This is a genomic window from Poseidonocella sp. HB161398 (assembly GCF_005870025.1).
Classification (GTDB): Bacteria; Pseudomonadota; Alphaproteobacteria; order Rhodobacterales; family Rhodobacteraceae; genus Mangrovicoccus.
Window position 1 is genome coordinate 23,684 of record NZ_VATA01000061.1, and the last position, 13,717, is coordinate 37,400.

Annotated in this window: 12 protein-coding genes; 6 read left to right on the plus strand and 6 right to left on the minus strand. The window is 68.7% G+C overall.

What is annotated here, in order from left to right; all coding sequences use genetic code 11:
- Positions 1–162: 162 nt before the first annotated feature.
- Positions 163–462 carry a hypothetical protein gene (locus FGX59_RS29400; protein ID WP_240722792.1) on the plus strand — a complete coding sequence of 100 codons (300 nt, stop codon included), beginning with the start codon at positions 163–165 and terminating at the stop codon, positions 460–462.
- Between the two features lie 1,041 nt (positions 463–1,503).
- On the opposite strand, the gene FGX59_RS29410 is transcribed toward FGX59_RS29400, so the two are convergent.
- From FGX59_RS29410 to phnD, 5 genes are all read right to left on the minus strand, one after another.
- Positions 1,504–2,451, minus strand: coding sequence for an HAD-IIA family hydrolase (locus FGX59_RS29410; protein WP_138471094.1), 948 nt, complete (start codon positions 2,449–2,451; stop codon positions 1,504–1,506).
- Complete coding sequence (phnE, locus tag FGX59_RS29415; protein ID WP_240722793.1) at positions 2,451–3,281, minus strand: phosphonate ABC transporter, permease protein PhnE; 831 nt, start codon at positions 3,279–3,281, stop codon at positions 2,451–2,453. The genes FGX59_RS29410 and phnE (FGX59_RS29415) overlap by 1 nt, the downstream gene beginning before the upstream one ends.
- Positions 3,278–4,087 (minus strand): phosphonate ABC transporter, permease protein PhnE, encoded by an 810-nt coding sequence (phnE, locus tag FGX59_RS29420; protein ID WP_138471096.1) that lies wholly within the window; start codon positions 4,085–4,087, stop codon positions 3,278–3,280. Before phnE (FGX59_RS29420) ends, phnE (FGX59_RS29415) begins: the two co-directional genes overlap by 4 nt.
- Positions 4,084–4,878: a phosphonate ABC transporter ATP-binding protein gene (phnC, locus tag FGX59_RS29425; protein ID WP_138471099.1), complete on the minus strand. Its 795-nt coding sequence runs from the start codon at positions 4,876–4,878 to the stop codon at positions 4,084–4,086. The genes phnE (FGX59_RS29420) and phnC overlap by 4 nt, the downstream gene beginning before the upstream one ends.
- Positions 4,879–4,954: 76 nt before the next feature.
- Entirely contained in the window at positions 4,955–5,926 is a 972-nt protein-coding gene (gene phnD, locus FGX59_RS29430) for a phosphate/phosphite/phosphonate ABC transporter substrate-binding protein (protein ID WP_138471100.1), read from the minus strand.
- A gap of 133 nt (positions 5,927–6,059) precedes the next feature.
- Here phnD and FGX59_RS29435 point away from each other — a divergent pair, with 133 nt between their 5' ends.
- The 5 genes from FGX59_RS29435 to ugpC all read left to right on the plus strand — a co-directional run bounded on the left by FGX59_RS29435 (position 6,060) and on the right by ugpC (position 11,344).
- Positions 6,060–6,833, plus strand: coding sequence for a DeoR/GlpR family DNA-binding transcription regulator (locus tag FGX59_RS29435; RefSeq protein ID WP_138471103.1), 774 nt, complete (start codon positions 6,060–6,062; stop codon positions 6,831–6,833).
- Positions 6,834–7,102: 269 nt separating this feature from the next.
- Positions 7,103–8,416: a sn-glycerol-3-phosphate ABC transporter substrate-binding protein UgpB gene (gene ugpB, locus FGX59_RS29440; RefSeq protein WP_138471105.1), complete on the plus strand. Its 1,314-nt coding sequence runs from the start codon at positions 7,103–7,105 to the stop codon at positions 8,414–8,416.
- A 129-nt stretch (positions 8,417–8,545) separates the two neighbouring features.
- Positions 8,546–9,427, plus strand: a complete 882-nt coding sequence (ugpA, locus tag FGX59_RS29445; RefSeq protein WP_138471107.1) for a sn-glycerol-3-phosphate ABC transporter permease UgpA — start codon at positions 8,546–8,548, stop codon at positions 9,425–9,427.
- Between the two features lie 20 nt (positions 9,428–9,447).
- A complete protein-coding gene (gene ugpE, locus FGX59_RS29450; RefSeq protein WP_138471117.1) occupies positions 9,448–10,284 on the plus strand; it encodes a sn-glycerol-3-phosphate ABC transporter permease UgpE in 837 nt (278 codons plus the stop codon).
- A gap of 4 nt (positions 10,285–10,288) precedes the next feature.
- Positions 10,289–11,344, plus strand: a complete 1,056-nt coding sequence (gene ugpC, locus FGX59_RS29455) for a sn-glycerol-3-phosphate ABC transporter ATP-binding protein UgpC (RefSeq protein ID WP_138471109.1) — start codon at positions 10,289–10,291, stop codon at positions 11,342–11,344.
- A gap of 646 nt (positions 11,345–11,990) precedes the next feature.
- On the opposite strand, the gene FGX59_RS29460 is transcribed toward ugpC, so the two are convergent.
- Positions 11,991–12,989, minus strand: coding sequence for an NAD(P)-dependent alcohol dehydrogenase (locus FGX59_RS29460; RefSeq protein WP_240722794.1), 999 nt, complete (start codon positions 12,987–12,989; stop codon positions 11,991–11,993).
- Positions 12,990–13,717 lie beyond the last annotated feature (728 nt).

The following is a 13,717-nucleotide window of genomic DNA, read 5'->3' on the forward strand; positions in this document are numbered from 1 at the left end:
CGCTTCGGCTCGCCACGACGGGCATGGGCACGAGAGGGAACCATGCTGACCTGTGCTCGCAACGACCCCAGGCGATACTCAGCCACTTCGGATCTTCCGCCCGCCTTGTCCACGGCCCGTCGCAATGGTGCTACCATGGAGCACCGATGCAGGGAGGCCGCAATGGCAGTCCGCAAGCAGTCCGTCAGCTTCACCGACGCTGCCTTTGCCTATGCGAAGGCACTGGTCGAGCGCGGCGACGACCCCAACGTGAGTGCGGCAGTGTCAGGCGAGCTCGCCCGGGCCAAGACGTTGCGGGACCGCGACCAGGCCCTGTTCGAGGCCGAGCTGCGCCGCCGTCTCGCGACGCCGCTGGACCAGTGGGTGCCGGTGGGAAGCCTCGACGCACTCTTTGCCGGTGCAGAGGAGGCCCTCGAGGGGCTGCGGAGCGATCCCGACGGCACAGGGACCGCCCAACGGTGAAGATATGCCCATCCGCTGTTCGAGCGCGATCTTGCAGCCCTCGCGCGGCATGGTGCGGAGGCCAGCGGAAATGTTTCCGCGGCCCGGTCGCGGCTGGCAGAGGCGCGAGAACGCGTCGAAAGCATCGCCGCCGATCCGGCGATCGGCTCCCGGATCGGGGAAGCGCTGCCGGGCTGGCGTGCCCGTCATGGCGGGAAGGACCGGCGGATCGCTGTTGTCTACTGCCATCCAGCCGAGGAGAGATGCCCTCTACCTGGCAATGGCCGCTTTCGGTAGCCGGGATTGGACGACGCTTTCCGGTGAGAGGGCGGCGCATTTCGAGGCCATGTTAAGGGCAGTCGAAAATCTCCTTCGGGATCGACAGGCTCAATTCCGTTGCCAATGACCGTTGCGAAAGGAGAAGGATCTTCTACGGGATGGGAATCGCCGCTGTTGCGCATATCTGCTGGCGTCCGAAGTTCCCGTTCCCCCGGGGCGCACTTGTCCCAGCGCCACCGTGACGGGATGCCAGGGCCCGTGACGCTGTTCGGGACCGGCACTTGTATCCGGACCGCGGCCGCCCGTTGGAAGACGGCAGCGAGCGGAGGTCGGCAGCCCCGCTGAACCGGTCCGCCGCTCCATCCAGCCAGGTTGCCTGATCCCACGGTCGATGGCGCGATCCATTTGCGGGAAGGGAAGAAAGCGCTACCGGATTTATGTCGTCACGGCTGCGCCACGATCCTTGGACCGGCAGGCGAATGCGCGCATCCGCCGGGGGCGGCGCACGCCGCCAGAGCAGCAGTACGGCGATCGCACGCGCCGATCGCAGCACCCTTCGGCGGGTACCGTGCGGGATCGCACCGGATGCCGACGGCGACGGCGAGGGACTCCCTTCCGATCCCGCGATGCCCTTTGGCATGGGCAAGCGGGGGCGGACCTGCGATCTCCATGCTGACGTCGCCCGGACCGCCGAGGCCCTGCGCAGCCGCCGAACAACCGGCCGGGATGCTCCGGCGCGGCAGGGGCGGAGGCCGGACCGGCCCCGGATGCCGCGCGCCCGGTTCAGATCGCGGACATCACGTAATCCGGCCGGAGCTCTGCCTGGCGGAAGGCCTGGTCGCAGCTGAGCGCCTTCATCGCGCCATGCCCCGTCACCAGCGCAGTGCGGAACCCCCGGGCCTGCGCTCCGAGGATGTCGGTATGCAGCGTGTCGCCGACCATCAGCACCCGCCCGGGCGGAGTCGCCGGTCCCGCGCGGCTGCGCGCCAGATCCAAGATCTCCGGGAACGGCTTGCCGCAGAAGACCGGCGCGATCCCGGTGGCGTCCGCAAGCCGGTGCGCCCAGTAGCCCGGCTCCAGCGACAGCCCGTCCTCGCGCGGGGCAACCAGATCGGGATTGCCGCAGAAGACCGGCCGCGGCTGCGCGGCGACGGCGCGGACCAGCAGGGCCTGGCGCGCCTCGTTCCAGGGCGAGGCGCCGATCAGCAGGAAGCCGTCGACCTCCGCATAGGTCCGCGGATCGTCGCCGAGGAAGCTGACCCGCAGATCGCCGAGATCCTCGGTGCCGTATTCCGCGACGAGCATGATGCCCCAGTGCCGTGCATCGCCGCGCAGCCGCGCCAGAAGCGCCTCGCGGCTCGACGTCACCTCGTCTTCCGCGAAGTCGAAGCCAAGCCGCTGCCAGCGCGCCATCATGTGGCGCTTCGGATAGCCCGCCGAATTCGACACCACTGCGACCTGCTTTCCCGCGGCCCGCAGGGCGGCGACACGTTCGGCCGCGCCCGGGATCGGCGTCTCTCCGACATTCAGCACCCCGTAGGCATCCAGCAGCACCAGATCGGCATCCCGCGCCGCCTCCGAAAGGCTGCCGACCTGGAGCGCGGCGCCGCGCCGGCGGGCGGGCGGCAGGCGCTGCCGGACGGCCCGGTAGGCGGCGAAGGCCCAGGCCGCATCGCGACCACCCCCGCCTTCAGGCCGCGCCGTCGCCGGCAGATCGCCTGTCGGCCGCATCAGAGGATGCGCCGCCGCAGCCAGGCCGAGATGATCTCGCCAAGCAGGACGAGGCCCAGGATGCACAGCAGCACCGTCGCCGCCTCCTGCCATTTGAACGTGTCGATCGCCGATTGCAGGATGATGCCGATCCCGCCCGCGCCGACCAGCCCCAGCACGGTGGATTCCCGCAGGTTGATGTCCCAGCGCAGGATCGCCACCGCCCAGAAGGTCGGCATCACCTGCGGCACGATCGCATAGAGGATCACCTTGGCACGCGACGCGCCGGTCGCCTCCAGCGCCTCGACCGGGCGGGTGTCGATTTCCTCGATCGCCTCGCCGAGCAGCTTGCCGACGAAGCCCACCGAGCGCAGCATGATCGCGGCGATGCCCGCCACGATGCCGGGGCCGAAGATCGCCACGAAGAGCAGCGCCCAGATGATCGTGTTGATCGACCGGGACGACACGAGGATGATCCGGCCCAGCCACAGCGTGGCGCGGTTCGGCGTCGTGTTCTGCGCCGCCATCCACGCCACCGGCAGCGACACCAGCACCGCGAAGAGCGTCGCAATGGTGGCGATGTTCACCGTTTCCCAGAGCACCTTGAGGATGGTGGCCAGGTTGGTCGCGTCCGGCGGCACCATGCGGCCGAACAGATCGCCCATCTGCGCCGGGGCATCCCAGACCCATTCCCAGATGACGTCGATCGAGGTGATCGACCAGCCGACCGCGAGGGCGGCGAAGAGAAGGCCGAGATAGCGCGCCATGCGCTGGCGCGGCGTGAAGCGGTGCCACTCCTCGGGGAAGGCCTCGCGCAGCGGCGCGCCCGGCATTGTGCTTTGATCGCTCATATCCGCTTCCTGATCTGTCCGCTGATCGCCTCGCTGACGAGGATCGCGCCCACGATGATGATGGTGATGGCGAGGGCGAAGTCGTAGTCGTAGCGGCCGAAGGCATTGGCCAGCGTCGCGCCGATCCCCCCTGCCCCGACGATGCCGATCATCGCGGAGGCGCGCAGGTTGCTGTCGAGCTGGTAGATCGACAGGCCGATCTGGCGCGGCAGGATCTGCGGGAAGATCGCGTAGAGCAGCACCGACAGAGTCGGCGCCCCGGCAGCCCGCAGCGCCTCGACCTGGCCGAAGTCGATCTCCTCGATGCGCTCGGCCAGCATCTTGGCGACGAAGCCGACCGAATAGACGATCAGCGTCAGCACCCCGGCGAGCGGCCCGAAGCCCACCGCCTTGACGAAGAGGATCGCCACGATCACCGGATGGAAGCTGCGCGCCACGATGATCAGCGCGCGGCCGAGATAGAAGACCGGCAGCGGCGCGATGTTGCGCGCGGCCATGAAGGCGATGGGAATGGACAGCAGCACCCCGCCGACCGTCGCCAGGATGGCGATCTTCAGGCTCTCGAGGAAGCCGTCAATCAGCAGCGAGCTGCGCTCGAAGCTGGGCGGGAAGGCCCCGCCGAAGATCTGCGCGGCGCGGCTGAGGCCCTCGGACACGCGCGGCCAGTTGACCGGCAGCGTCGCGACGGTGCCGATGACATAGGCGGCGACGGCCAGCCAGAGGGTCCATCTGAGCACCGGGTTGCGGATCATGCGCGGCTTGCTCCAGCGGTCGCGCGGGATTGCGGGATCTGCAGGCGCGCTCATGTCGCCGCCTTCATCGCAAGCGGCGCCGCCGCCCCGCCGGCGCGGTCGCGCGACGGGATGCCGGCATAGATCTCCTCCATCGCCTCGTCGGTCAGGTCGCCCGGCACGCTGTCGAAGATGATCCGGCCATAGCGCATGCCGACGATGCGGTCGGTATAGGTCCTGGCCTCGGCGACATTGTGGATGTTGATCAGCACCGGCAGCTTCAGCTCGCCCGCGAGGTCGCGCAGAAGCTGCATGATCTGCTCGGAGGTCTTGGGATCGAGCGAGGCGGTCGGTTCGTCGGCCAGCAGGATCTCGGGGCGCTGCATCAGCGCGCGCACGACGCCGACGCGCTGGCGCTCGCCGCCCGACAGCTCGTCGGCGCGCTTGTCGGCGTAGTGCGCGATGCCGACGCGCTCCATCAGCTCGTAGGCGCGGCGGATGTCCTCGCGCGGGTAGCGCCGTGTCAGCGCCGCCCAGGTCGAGATGTAGCCGAGCCGCCCGGACTGGACATTCTCCATGACCGTCAGCCGGTCGACCAGGTTGAAGCCCTGGAACACCATGCCGATCTTGCGCCGCGCCTCGCGCAGGGCCCGCCCGCGCAGCCCGGTCAGCTCGGTGCCGTTCAGCTCGATGCTGCCGGAGCTGGGCTCCACCAGCTTGTTGATGCAGCGCAGGAGCGTGCTCTTGCCTGCCCCCGAGGAGCCGATCACCGAGACGACGGTCTCGCCCTCGATGGTCAGGCTGAGGTTCTTCAGCACCGGATCGCCCGTGCCGTATCGTTTGACGAGATCGGTGATCTTCAGCATTCGGTTGCTCCGTTGCGCTGGCCGGTACCGCAGGGCAGCGGACGGGCCGCGCGGGCCCGCCCGGGATGGGAAGCGCTCATTCGGCGGCGAGGCCCTCGGGCGTGTAGCTGACGCCGTTGGCGGCCTGGATCTCGCGGATCACCGCCCAGTCGTCCTTGTAGGTCACCGGCACGAATTTCGACACGCCGGAGAACTCCTCGCCAAGCGCCGTGCCGGCGAAGTCGAACTCGAAGAAGGCCTGCTTGATCTTCTCGACCAGCGCCGGGTCGAGGTTGTGCGCATAGGTGTAGGAGGTGGTCGGGAACGGTTTCGACTCCCAGACAATCTTGACCTCCTCGGGATCGTAGAGGCCGCGCTCGGCCATGCGGTCGACCACTTCGGACGCCACCGGCGCGGCATCGTAGTCGCCCGCGACGACACCAAGCATCGACTGGTCGTGCGACCCGGAATAGACCACCTCGTAATCCTCGTCCGGCGTCACGCCCAGATTGGGGAACAGCGCCCTCGGCGCGAGATTGCCGGAATTCGAGGTCGGCGAGGTATGCGCGATGCGCTTGCCCGCAAGGTCCGCCATCGTGTCGATGCCGCTGTCCTTGCGGGTGTAGACCTGCAGCTTGTAGCCGAACTCGCCCGCCTCGGATCCCATGATCGCGAATGGCACCGCGCCGGCCAGATTGACCGCGAAGGGCGTCGGCCCGGTCGAGAACCCGGCAATGTGCAGGCGGCCCGAACGCATCGCTTCGACCTCGGCCGAATTCGACTGCACGGCGAAGAACTTCACGGTCTTGCCGGTCACCTCCTCGAGATGCGCGATGAACGGTTCCCAGATATCGGCATAGATCGCCGGATCCTCGACCGGCGTGTAGGCAAAGACCAGCGTGCCCGGATCCTCCAGCCCTTCGGCGGGCGCGTCCGCGACCAGATCGCCGTCGGCATCGCAGTACATCGGATCGAGATCGCCCCGCGGGTAGTCCTGCGCCTGCGCCGCACCGGCAAGCAATGCCATGGCAGATGCCGCGGCAAGGCCGCGGAAAGTCTTGTCGAACATGATTTCTCCTCCGTTCGCGCCACCTCTCCCTCCTCAGAGACATGTGGCACTTTCCACATTTTCAGCATCAAACTGTGGCTACTGCAATAAATTTGTTGCAAGACTATGGCACTCTCCGCGCAGAGGATTCCCGATGACCGAGCCGACCCAGCGCCTGCGCAAGGCCGAACGACACGAAAGAATTCTGATGGAGCTTCGGCTTAGATCGCATCTGCGGATCAGCGACCTGGCGCGGGACTTCGGAGTCGCCACCGAGACGATCCGGCGCGACGTGGCGGAACTCGAAGCGGGGGGACGGGTCGCGAAGGCCTTCGGCGGGGTCACCCCAGTCGCGCCGGGGCAGCGGCCGGACGTGGATTCGCGCAGCCGCGACCGGCAGAAGGAGCGCGCCGAGATCGCCCGCCAGGCGGCCGCGCTGGTTCAGCCCGGCGACACGATCATGCTGGACGCGGGTTCCACCGCGCAGGAGCTGGCGCGGTACCTGTCACTGGGCGGCCAGCCGGTCACCGTGCTGACCAACAGCCTGAACGTGGCGATCATCCTCGGCAGTAGCGAGGCCGCCAGCGTGCGGCTCTGCCCGGGCGATCTCCTCGCCCGCGAAGCGGCCGTGACCGGCTCGGAGACAGTGGAATTCCTGCGCCGCTTCCATGTCGGCCGCGCCTTCATCGGCGCCTCGGCGATCAGCCGCAACGGCATCACCGAGGCGGTGCCGGGCTTCGCCGCGGTCAAGCGCGCGATGATGGGACAATGCGCAGAGCTGGTGGTGATGGCCGACCAGAGCAAGATCGGCCGCACCGACACAGATCTGGTCACCCGGTTCGGCCCCGGCCTGACGCTGGTCACCGAAGCCGCGCTGCCGCAGGAGATCCGCCGGGCGCTCGACGACGGCGGAGCGCGGGTGCTGTGAACCGGCCCGCGGCGACTGGCCGGACGCCCCGTCCGGACGGCCCGGCGGCGGGCTTCCGGAGGCGCGTTCGGGACGCCTCCCGCCGGTGGCACGCGACCCGCATCGTCGGCCGGCATACACGACCTGACCTTGCGGCAATTTCAAGAACCCACTTGCCATATCATTTTCCGGAGATACGTTAGGCGCGTTCGGGGGCGCCGCCAGCGCAAAGGCAAGTCCCTGATATTACAATTAAAAGAGCGCCAGTCGTAGCGCCATTGGGAGGAAACATGAAGAGATTTGCTCTCGGCATCCTTGCCGCGGGAACCACGGCGCTGACCCCGATCGCGGCGAGCGCCCAGACCGAAATCCAGTTCTGGCATGCCTTCACGGGACGGCTCGGAGAGCTGGTCGCAACGCAGGTCGAAGAGTTCAATGCCGCCCAGGACGACTACACGGTCACGGCGGTCTACAAGGGCAACTACTCCGAGACGCTGAACGCGGGCATCGCCGCCTTCCGGGCAGGAGAGCAGCCGCATGTGCTGATGGTCTTCGAGGTCGGCACCGCCACCATGATGGGCGCCGAGGGCGCGGTCCGCCCGGTCTACCAGGTGATGGAGGAGAGCGGTGCGGAGTTCGATCCGGACGCCTATATTGGCGCGGTCAAAGGGTACTACACGACCACCGACGGCCGGATGCTGTCGCTGCCCTTCAACTCCTCGACGCCGGTGCTCTGGGTCAACCGCGACCGCCTGGAAGGCGCCGGCATCGACCCGGATACCGACCTGACCACATGGGACCAGGTCGGAGAGGTGCTCGACCAGCTCGCCGCGGCCGGCGAGCAGTGCCCGCTGGTCACCGCCTGGCAGAGCTGGATCCATCTGGAGAACCTCTCCGCCTATCACGACGTGCCCTTCGCCTCGCAGGAGAACGGCTTTGCCGGCGCGGATGCCGAGCTGATGCTCAACGGCGAGCTGCAGGTCGCGCATATCGCGAAGATGGGTGAGTGGGCGAAGGACGGGAAATTCGTCTATACCGGCCGCCGCAACGAGGGCGGCGCGAATTTCCGCTCCGGCGACTGCGCGCTCTTCACCGAGAGCTCGGCGGGCTATGCCGGGATCAAGGCCGAGGCCGGGTTCGATTTCGACGTCCGCCCGCTGCCCTACTGGGAGGGGGCCGGAAACGCGCCGCAGAACACGATCATCGGCGGGGCCTCGCTGTGGGTGATGGAGGGCCACGAGGCGCCGGAATACGAGGGGGTGGCGGAGTTCCTGAACTATCTCTCCTCGACCCCGGTGCAGGCGCAGTGGCACCAGGATACCGGCTACCTGCCGATCACCATCGCCGCGGGCGAGGCAACGCGCGACGCCGGCTTCTACGACGAGAACCCCGGGACCGACGTGGCGGTGATGCAGATGACCCGCAACGAGCCGACCGCCAATTCCAAGGGCATACGCCTGGGCTCCTTCGACCAGATCCGCGGCATCATCGACGAGGAGCTCGAAGCTGTCTGGGCCGGGGACAAGACCGCCCAGGAGGCACTCGACAGCGCAAAGGAGCGCGGCGACCAGCTCCTGCGCCGCTTCGAGCGCACCGCCCGCTGAGCATCCGGACGCGCGCCCGGGATCCGGCGCGCGTCCCTTTCCGGCCAAGACGGCGCGCGGCAGGCCCGCGCGGCGGCCCGGGGGATCCGCCCTCCGGCGCGCCCCGAGGTTCCGACGGCGAAGGACCACATGGACAAGAGAGTCACATTCAAGGGCTGGGCCCTGCCCCTGCTGCTGATCGCCCCGCAGGCGGCCATCTCGGCAGTGTTCTTCTTCTACCCGGCCGGCCAGGCCGTCTGGCAGTCGCTGTTCATCCCCGACCCGTTCGGCCTGTCCAGCCAGTTCGTCGGGCTGGAGAACTTCACCTACCTGCTCGGCGATCCCTACTACCGGGCCGCCTTCGCCACCACCGCGGTATTCTCCGGCCTGGTGACGCTCTGCTCCATGGTGCCGGCGCTGTTCCTCGCCGTCATGGCGGACCGGCTGGTCAAGGGCGCGGGGACCTACCGGACGCTGCTGATCTGGCCCTATGCGGTCGCCCCGGCGGTGGCCGGGGTGCTGTGGCTCTTCATGTTCAACACCCGCGTCGGCGTGGTCTCGTGGTATCTCGGCCAGCTCGGCTATGACTGGAACCACGTGCTCAACCAGGGCGAGGCCATGGGGCTCGTCGTGATCGCCTCCTCCTGGGGGCGGATCAGCTACAACTTCCTGTTCTTCTTCGCGGCGCTGCAGGCGGTGCCGAAATCCGTCATCGAGGCGGCGGCGATCGACGGGGCGCGGTTCTGGCGGCGCTTCTTCACGATCGTCCTGCCGCTGCTGTCGCCCACCACCTTCTTCCTCCTGGTCGTGAACGTGGTCTATTCCTTCTTCGAGACCTTCGGCGTCATCCACACCATCACCGGCGGCGGGCCGCAGCAGGCCACGACGATCCTCGTCTACAAGGTCTTTTCCGACGGCTTCGTCGGGCAGGATCTCGGCTCGTCCTCGGCGCAGTCGGTCATCCTGCTGCTGGTCGTCGGCGCGCTCACCGTGCTGCAGTTCAAGTTCCTGGAAAAGCGGGTGCACTACTGATGGCGCGCAACGTTCACGGCATGGTCGAGAAGCGCGGCGCGGGCCTGTGGCTGACGCATGTGGCGATGATCGCGGGGGTTCTCGTGATCTTCTTCCCGATCTGGCTGGCCTTCGTCGCCTCGACGGTGACCCAGGCCGAGATCATCCGGCCGCCGATGCCGCTCTGGCCCGGCGACCAGTTCGCCGAGAACTACCGCAATGCGCTGGTCTCGGGCATCAACGTGCCTGTGGCGACGATGCTGCTCAACAGCCTGGTCATGGCCATCGGCATCGCGGCGGGCAAGATCGCCATCTCGCTGCTGTCGGCCTTTGCCATCGTCTATTTCCGCTTCCCGGCGCGCAGCCTGTTCTTCTGGCTGATCTTCCTCACCCTGATGCTGCCCGTCGAGGTGCGCATCGTGCCCACCTACGAGGTCGTGGCGGGCTTCGGGATGCTGAACTCCTATTCCGGCCTGATCCTGCCGCTGATCGCCTCGGCCACCGCGACCTTTCTATTCCGGCAGTTCTTCCTGACCATACCGGACGAGCTGGCCGAGGCGGCGCGGGTCGACGGCGCGGGACCGATGCGCTTCTTCCGTGACATCGTGCTGCCGATGAGCCGGACCAATATCGCGGCGCTGTTCGTGATCCTCTTCATCTACGGCTGGAACCAGTATCTCTGGCCGCTTCTGATCACCACCGATCCCGGAATGAACACCATCGTGATGGGCATCAAGCAGATGTTCCCCAGCGGCGACGACTTCGCCCACTGGCCGACGATCATGGCGACCTCGATCCTTGCCATGATCCCGCCCGTGATCGTCGTCGTCTCGATGCAGAGGCTCTTCGTCCGCGGCCTGGTAGACAGCGAGAAATAGCAGAATGGCGACCGTCACCCTCCGGAACGTGAAGAAGAGCTTCGGCACCGCCGAGGTGATCCACGGCATCGATGCCGAGATCGCGGACGGCGAGTTCATCGTGATCGTCGGCCCCTCGGGCTGCGGCAAGTCCACCCTGCTGCGCATGGTGGCCGGGCTGGAGACCGTCAGCGGCGGCGATATCCTGATCGGCGGCGAGCGCGCCAATGACAGGGAACCGATGGACCGCGACATCGCCATGGTCTTCCAGAACTACGCGCTCTACCCGCATATGAGCGTCGCGCAGAACATGGGCTACGGGCTGAAGATCGCCGGGCTGAAGAAGGACGCCATCCGCCGCAAGGTCGAGGAGGCGGCGAAGCTGCTGCAGCTCGAGACCCTGCTCGAGCGCAAGCCGCGCCAGCTTTCGGGCGGACAGCGCCAGCGCGTGGCCATGGGCCGCGCCATCGTGCGCGAGCCCGCCGTCTTCCTCTTCGACGAGCCGCTGTCGAACCTGGATGCCAAGCTGCGGGTGCAGATGCGGCTCGAGATCCGGCAGGTGCAGGCAAAGCTGGGCGTCACCGCGCTCTATGTCACGCATGACCAGGTCGAGGCGATGACCATGGCCGACCGGATGATCGTGATGAATGCCGGCATCGCCGAGCAGATCGGGACGCCGCTCGAGGTCTACGAGCGGCCTCGCACCCTGTTCGCGGCGCAGTTCATCGGCAGCCCGTCGATGAACGTGCTCGATGCCGAGCTGCGCGACGGGCAGGTCATGCTGGGAGATACCGCGATCTGTTCCGCCGACTTGCCGCCCGGCAAGGTGAAGATGGGATTGCGGCCCGAGCATGTCATTCCCGATCCCTCCGGACCTCTGCGGCTGCGCGTCGCCCTGTCGGAGCCGCTCGGCGCCAACACGCTGCTGCACGGGCAGCTGGCGCATGACGGCGGCGTCCCCTTCACGGCGAGCCTTCCGGGCATCCACGGCAACGGGCCGGACGGCGGAGACCTCCGCTTCTCCGCCGCGCCCTCGGCAGTGCATCTCTTCGATCCGGACTCGGGTCTCAGGCTGGCCTGAGCCTTCCGGACCGGGCCCCCGCCGCGCTTTTGCCCGCAGGATCCGCCGCCGCGCCACCCGGACTGCGCCGCCGGATGCGCCGCGGGGCACGTCATTCATGACCGGCCGGTGGGCGCTGTTGCGCAATGGCGATCCCGCCTCGGCGCCCCGGAGGCTCCGGATGGAGCATGGCCGGCGCCGCGGACAGGATCGGTCCGGCCAAGCCGCCGGGTCGGCATGAGGACGTCGCTTCGCCCACGCAGCACGGCCCTGGCGGCGGTCTCTGCGGAAAGACGCCGCGGAATGCTGGCCCCCTGCCCGACGGAACAGCCGGGCGCGCGCGCCGCAGTCCGGGCATGCGCCGCGTCCGTCGCCGACCATGCGCGAACCGCGCCGATCTGCGCGCCGCCCGGGACCCGGCCGGGGCGTTGCGGCGGAACCGGACGACCGCACGCGCGGCAGGCGTGACCACCACCACGAGGAAGACGCCCGCCCCCAGATAGACCTTTCGCAACAGGCTGCCGCGATGCGGACCGGGCGCCCTTGCCAGCCCCGCCTTCATCGGGCTCCGGGCCCGCGCCGGAGACGGATGCCGTCAGGCGCGGTGCGGACATGCGCGCAAGTCACCGCGCTCCCAGGCCTTCCTGCGCGCGCATGACTTGGCAGGCTACACCGTCACGCAGATCTTGCCGAAATGCGCGCCGCTCTCCTGATGCCGGAACGCCTCCGCGAGCTCGCCGAGCTGGAAGGTACGGTCGATCACCGGGCGCAGCTTCAGCGCATCAAGCGCCCTGACGAAATCGAGCTGGTGCTGCCGGGAGCCGACGATCACCCCCTCGAGCCGCTGCTGCCGGGCCATCAGAAGCGCCGTGGGAATCTCTCCGGAGCGCCCCGTGAGAACGCCGATCAGGGCGATATGCGCGCCGGGACGGCCGGCCGCGATGGATTGCGCCAGCGTTTCCGGCCCTCCGACTTCGACGATGATGTCGACCCCGCGGCCGCCGGTCAGGCGCTGCATCTCCTCGCCCCAGCCGGGCGTGCTGCGATAGTTGATGACATGATCGGCGCCGAGCTCGCGCAGCCGCCCGAGCTTCGCGTCAGAGGAAGACGTGGCGATCACCGTGGCGCCCATCGCCTTGGCCAGTTGCAGCGCGTAGATGGACACGCCGCCGGTTCCCAGCACGGCCACCGTGTCCCCGGCCTTCAGCCCGCCATTGACGACCAGCGCGCGCCAGGCCGTCAGCCCGGCCGTGGTGATGGTCGCGGCCTCTTCATGGGACCAGCCCTCCGGCGCGTGCGTGAACCACGTGGCCGGGCGCGTGACCCGCTCGCGGGCATAGCCGTCGCGGCCGTCGCCGGGCGTCGTCGAGAAATCGCAGGGCCGGTCATCGCCCGTCTGCCAGTCCGGGAAGAAGCAGGAGACGACGCTGTCGCCGGGCGAGAACTCTCCGACCCCGTCGCCCACGGCCTCGACCACGCCGGCGCCGTCGGCCATGGGGATGCGCCCGTCCGGCAGGGCCCCCTCGACCGCGCAGACGCGGTAGTCATGGTAGTTCAGCGAGCTGGCATGGATGCGCACCGTGATTTCGCCCGCGCCCGGTGCGGCCGGCTCCGCCGCCTCGACTGCCGCCAGATTGCCGAGCCCGCCCGGCGCTTTGATCGTCACCTGTTTCAAGAAACTGCCTTTCCATGGTCCTCGCGCCCGGCAGGACGAAGCCGGACCCGGAGGCACACATAGCATGCGCGACCACACGGACCAGCACCCGGATTGCCGGAGCGGGCCCGGCCGCAGCCGGGACGGCCCCGCGGCTGCCAGCCGGGCGGGGCGCGGCGCAGCGCCCGCCGGGAGCTTTCCGGCCGGAGCTGCGCGCCGGGGCCATGCCCGGGTCCTGCAGGCCGCCGCGCCAGGGCAGCCGTTCGCCGTCCCGCAGCCCGCGGGAACGCCGGACCGGCGGGAGAAGACCGCGGCAAGGCGATCATCAGGCAGTCACCTTCCGGACCCCGCGACGGGGCGCTGCGCGCGGCGCCAGGCGGTCTCCGCGGATGTGCCCCGCGCCCTTGCGGCCGACGGGACCGCCTCCGCTGCGGGGGCCGGACAGCGCCCCGCACGGTCCGGCTGCCCCAGCCCCCGCAGCGCAGCCGGTCCCGTCGGCACGCTGGCGCGCATGCGGGCATGCGGGCATGACCGGCCCCTGCCCGCGGGGACAGCGAAAGCGCGGGCTCGGGCAGGCCCGGACCTCGACACAGACGATGCCTGTGAACCAGCTTTGTTGCGCAAAGGCCGGGTGAGGGATTCATCTCGCGAATCCAGCGTGGTAGCTGGTCTGCATGAGCAGACCCATCCCGCCGAGCTACAAGACCAAGAACTGGCCGGCCTACAACGAAGCGCTGAAG

Excerpts from the sequence above, each read along its gene's own strand:
- phnD (WP_138471100.1), bottom strand. The coding sequence starts at position 5,926 with ATGTTCGACAAGACTTTCCGCGGCCTTGCCGCGGCATCTGCCATGGCA.
- FGX59_RS29435 (WP_138471103.1), top strand. The coding sequence starts at position 6,060 with ATGACCGAGCCGACCCAGCGCCTGCGCAAGGCCGAACGACACGAAAGA.
- FGX59_RS29410 (WP_138471094.1), bottom strand. The coding sequence starts at position 2,451 with ATGCGGCCGACAGGCGATCTGCCGGCGACGGCGCGGCCTGAAGGCGGG.
- ugpB (WP_138471105.1), top strand. The coding sequence starts at position 7,103 with ATGAAGAGATTTGCTCTCGGCATCCTTGCCGCGGGAACCACGGCGCTG.
- phnE (WP_138471096.1), bottom strand. The coding sequence starts at position 4,087 with ATGAGCGCGCCTGCAGATCCCGCAATCCCGCGCGACCGCTGGAGCAAG.
- ugpC (WP_138471109.1), top strand. The coding sequence starts at position 10,289 with ATGGCGACCGTCACCCTCCGGAACGTGAAGAAGAGCTTCGGCACCGCC.
- phnC (WP_138471099.1), bottom strand. The coding sequence starts at position 4,878 with ATGCTGAAGATCACCGATCTCGTCAAACGATACGGCACGGGCGATCCG.
- FGX59_RS29400 (WP_240722792.1), top strand. The coding sequence starts at position 163 with ATGGCAGTCCGCAAGCAGTCCGTCAGCTTCACCGACGCTGCCTTTGCC.
- ugpE (WP_138471117.1), top strand. The coding sequence starts at position 9,448 with ATGGTCGAGAAGCGCGGCGCGGGCCTGTGGCTGACGCATGTGGCGATG.
- ugpA (WP_138471107.1), top strand. The coding sequence starts at position 8,546 with ATGGACAAGAGAGTCACATTCAAGGGCTGGGCCCTGCCCCTGCTGCTG.
- phnE (WP_240722793.1), bottom strand. The coding sequence starts at position 3,281 with ATGAGCGATCAAAGCACAATGCCGGGCGCGCCGCTGCGCGAGGCCTTC.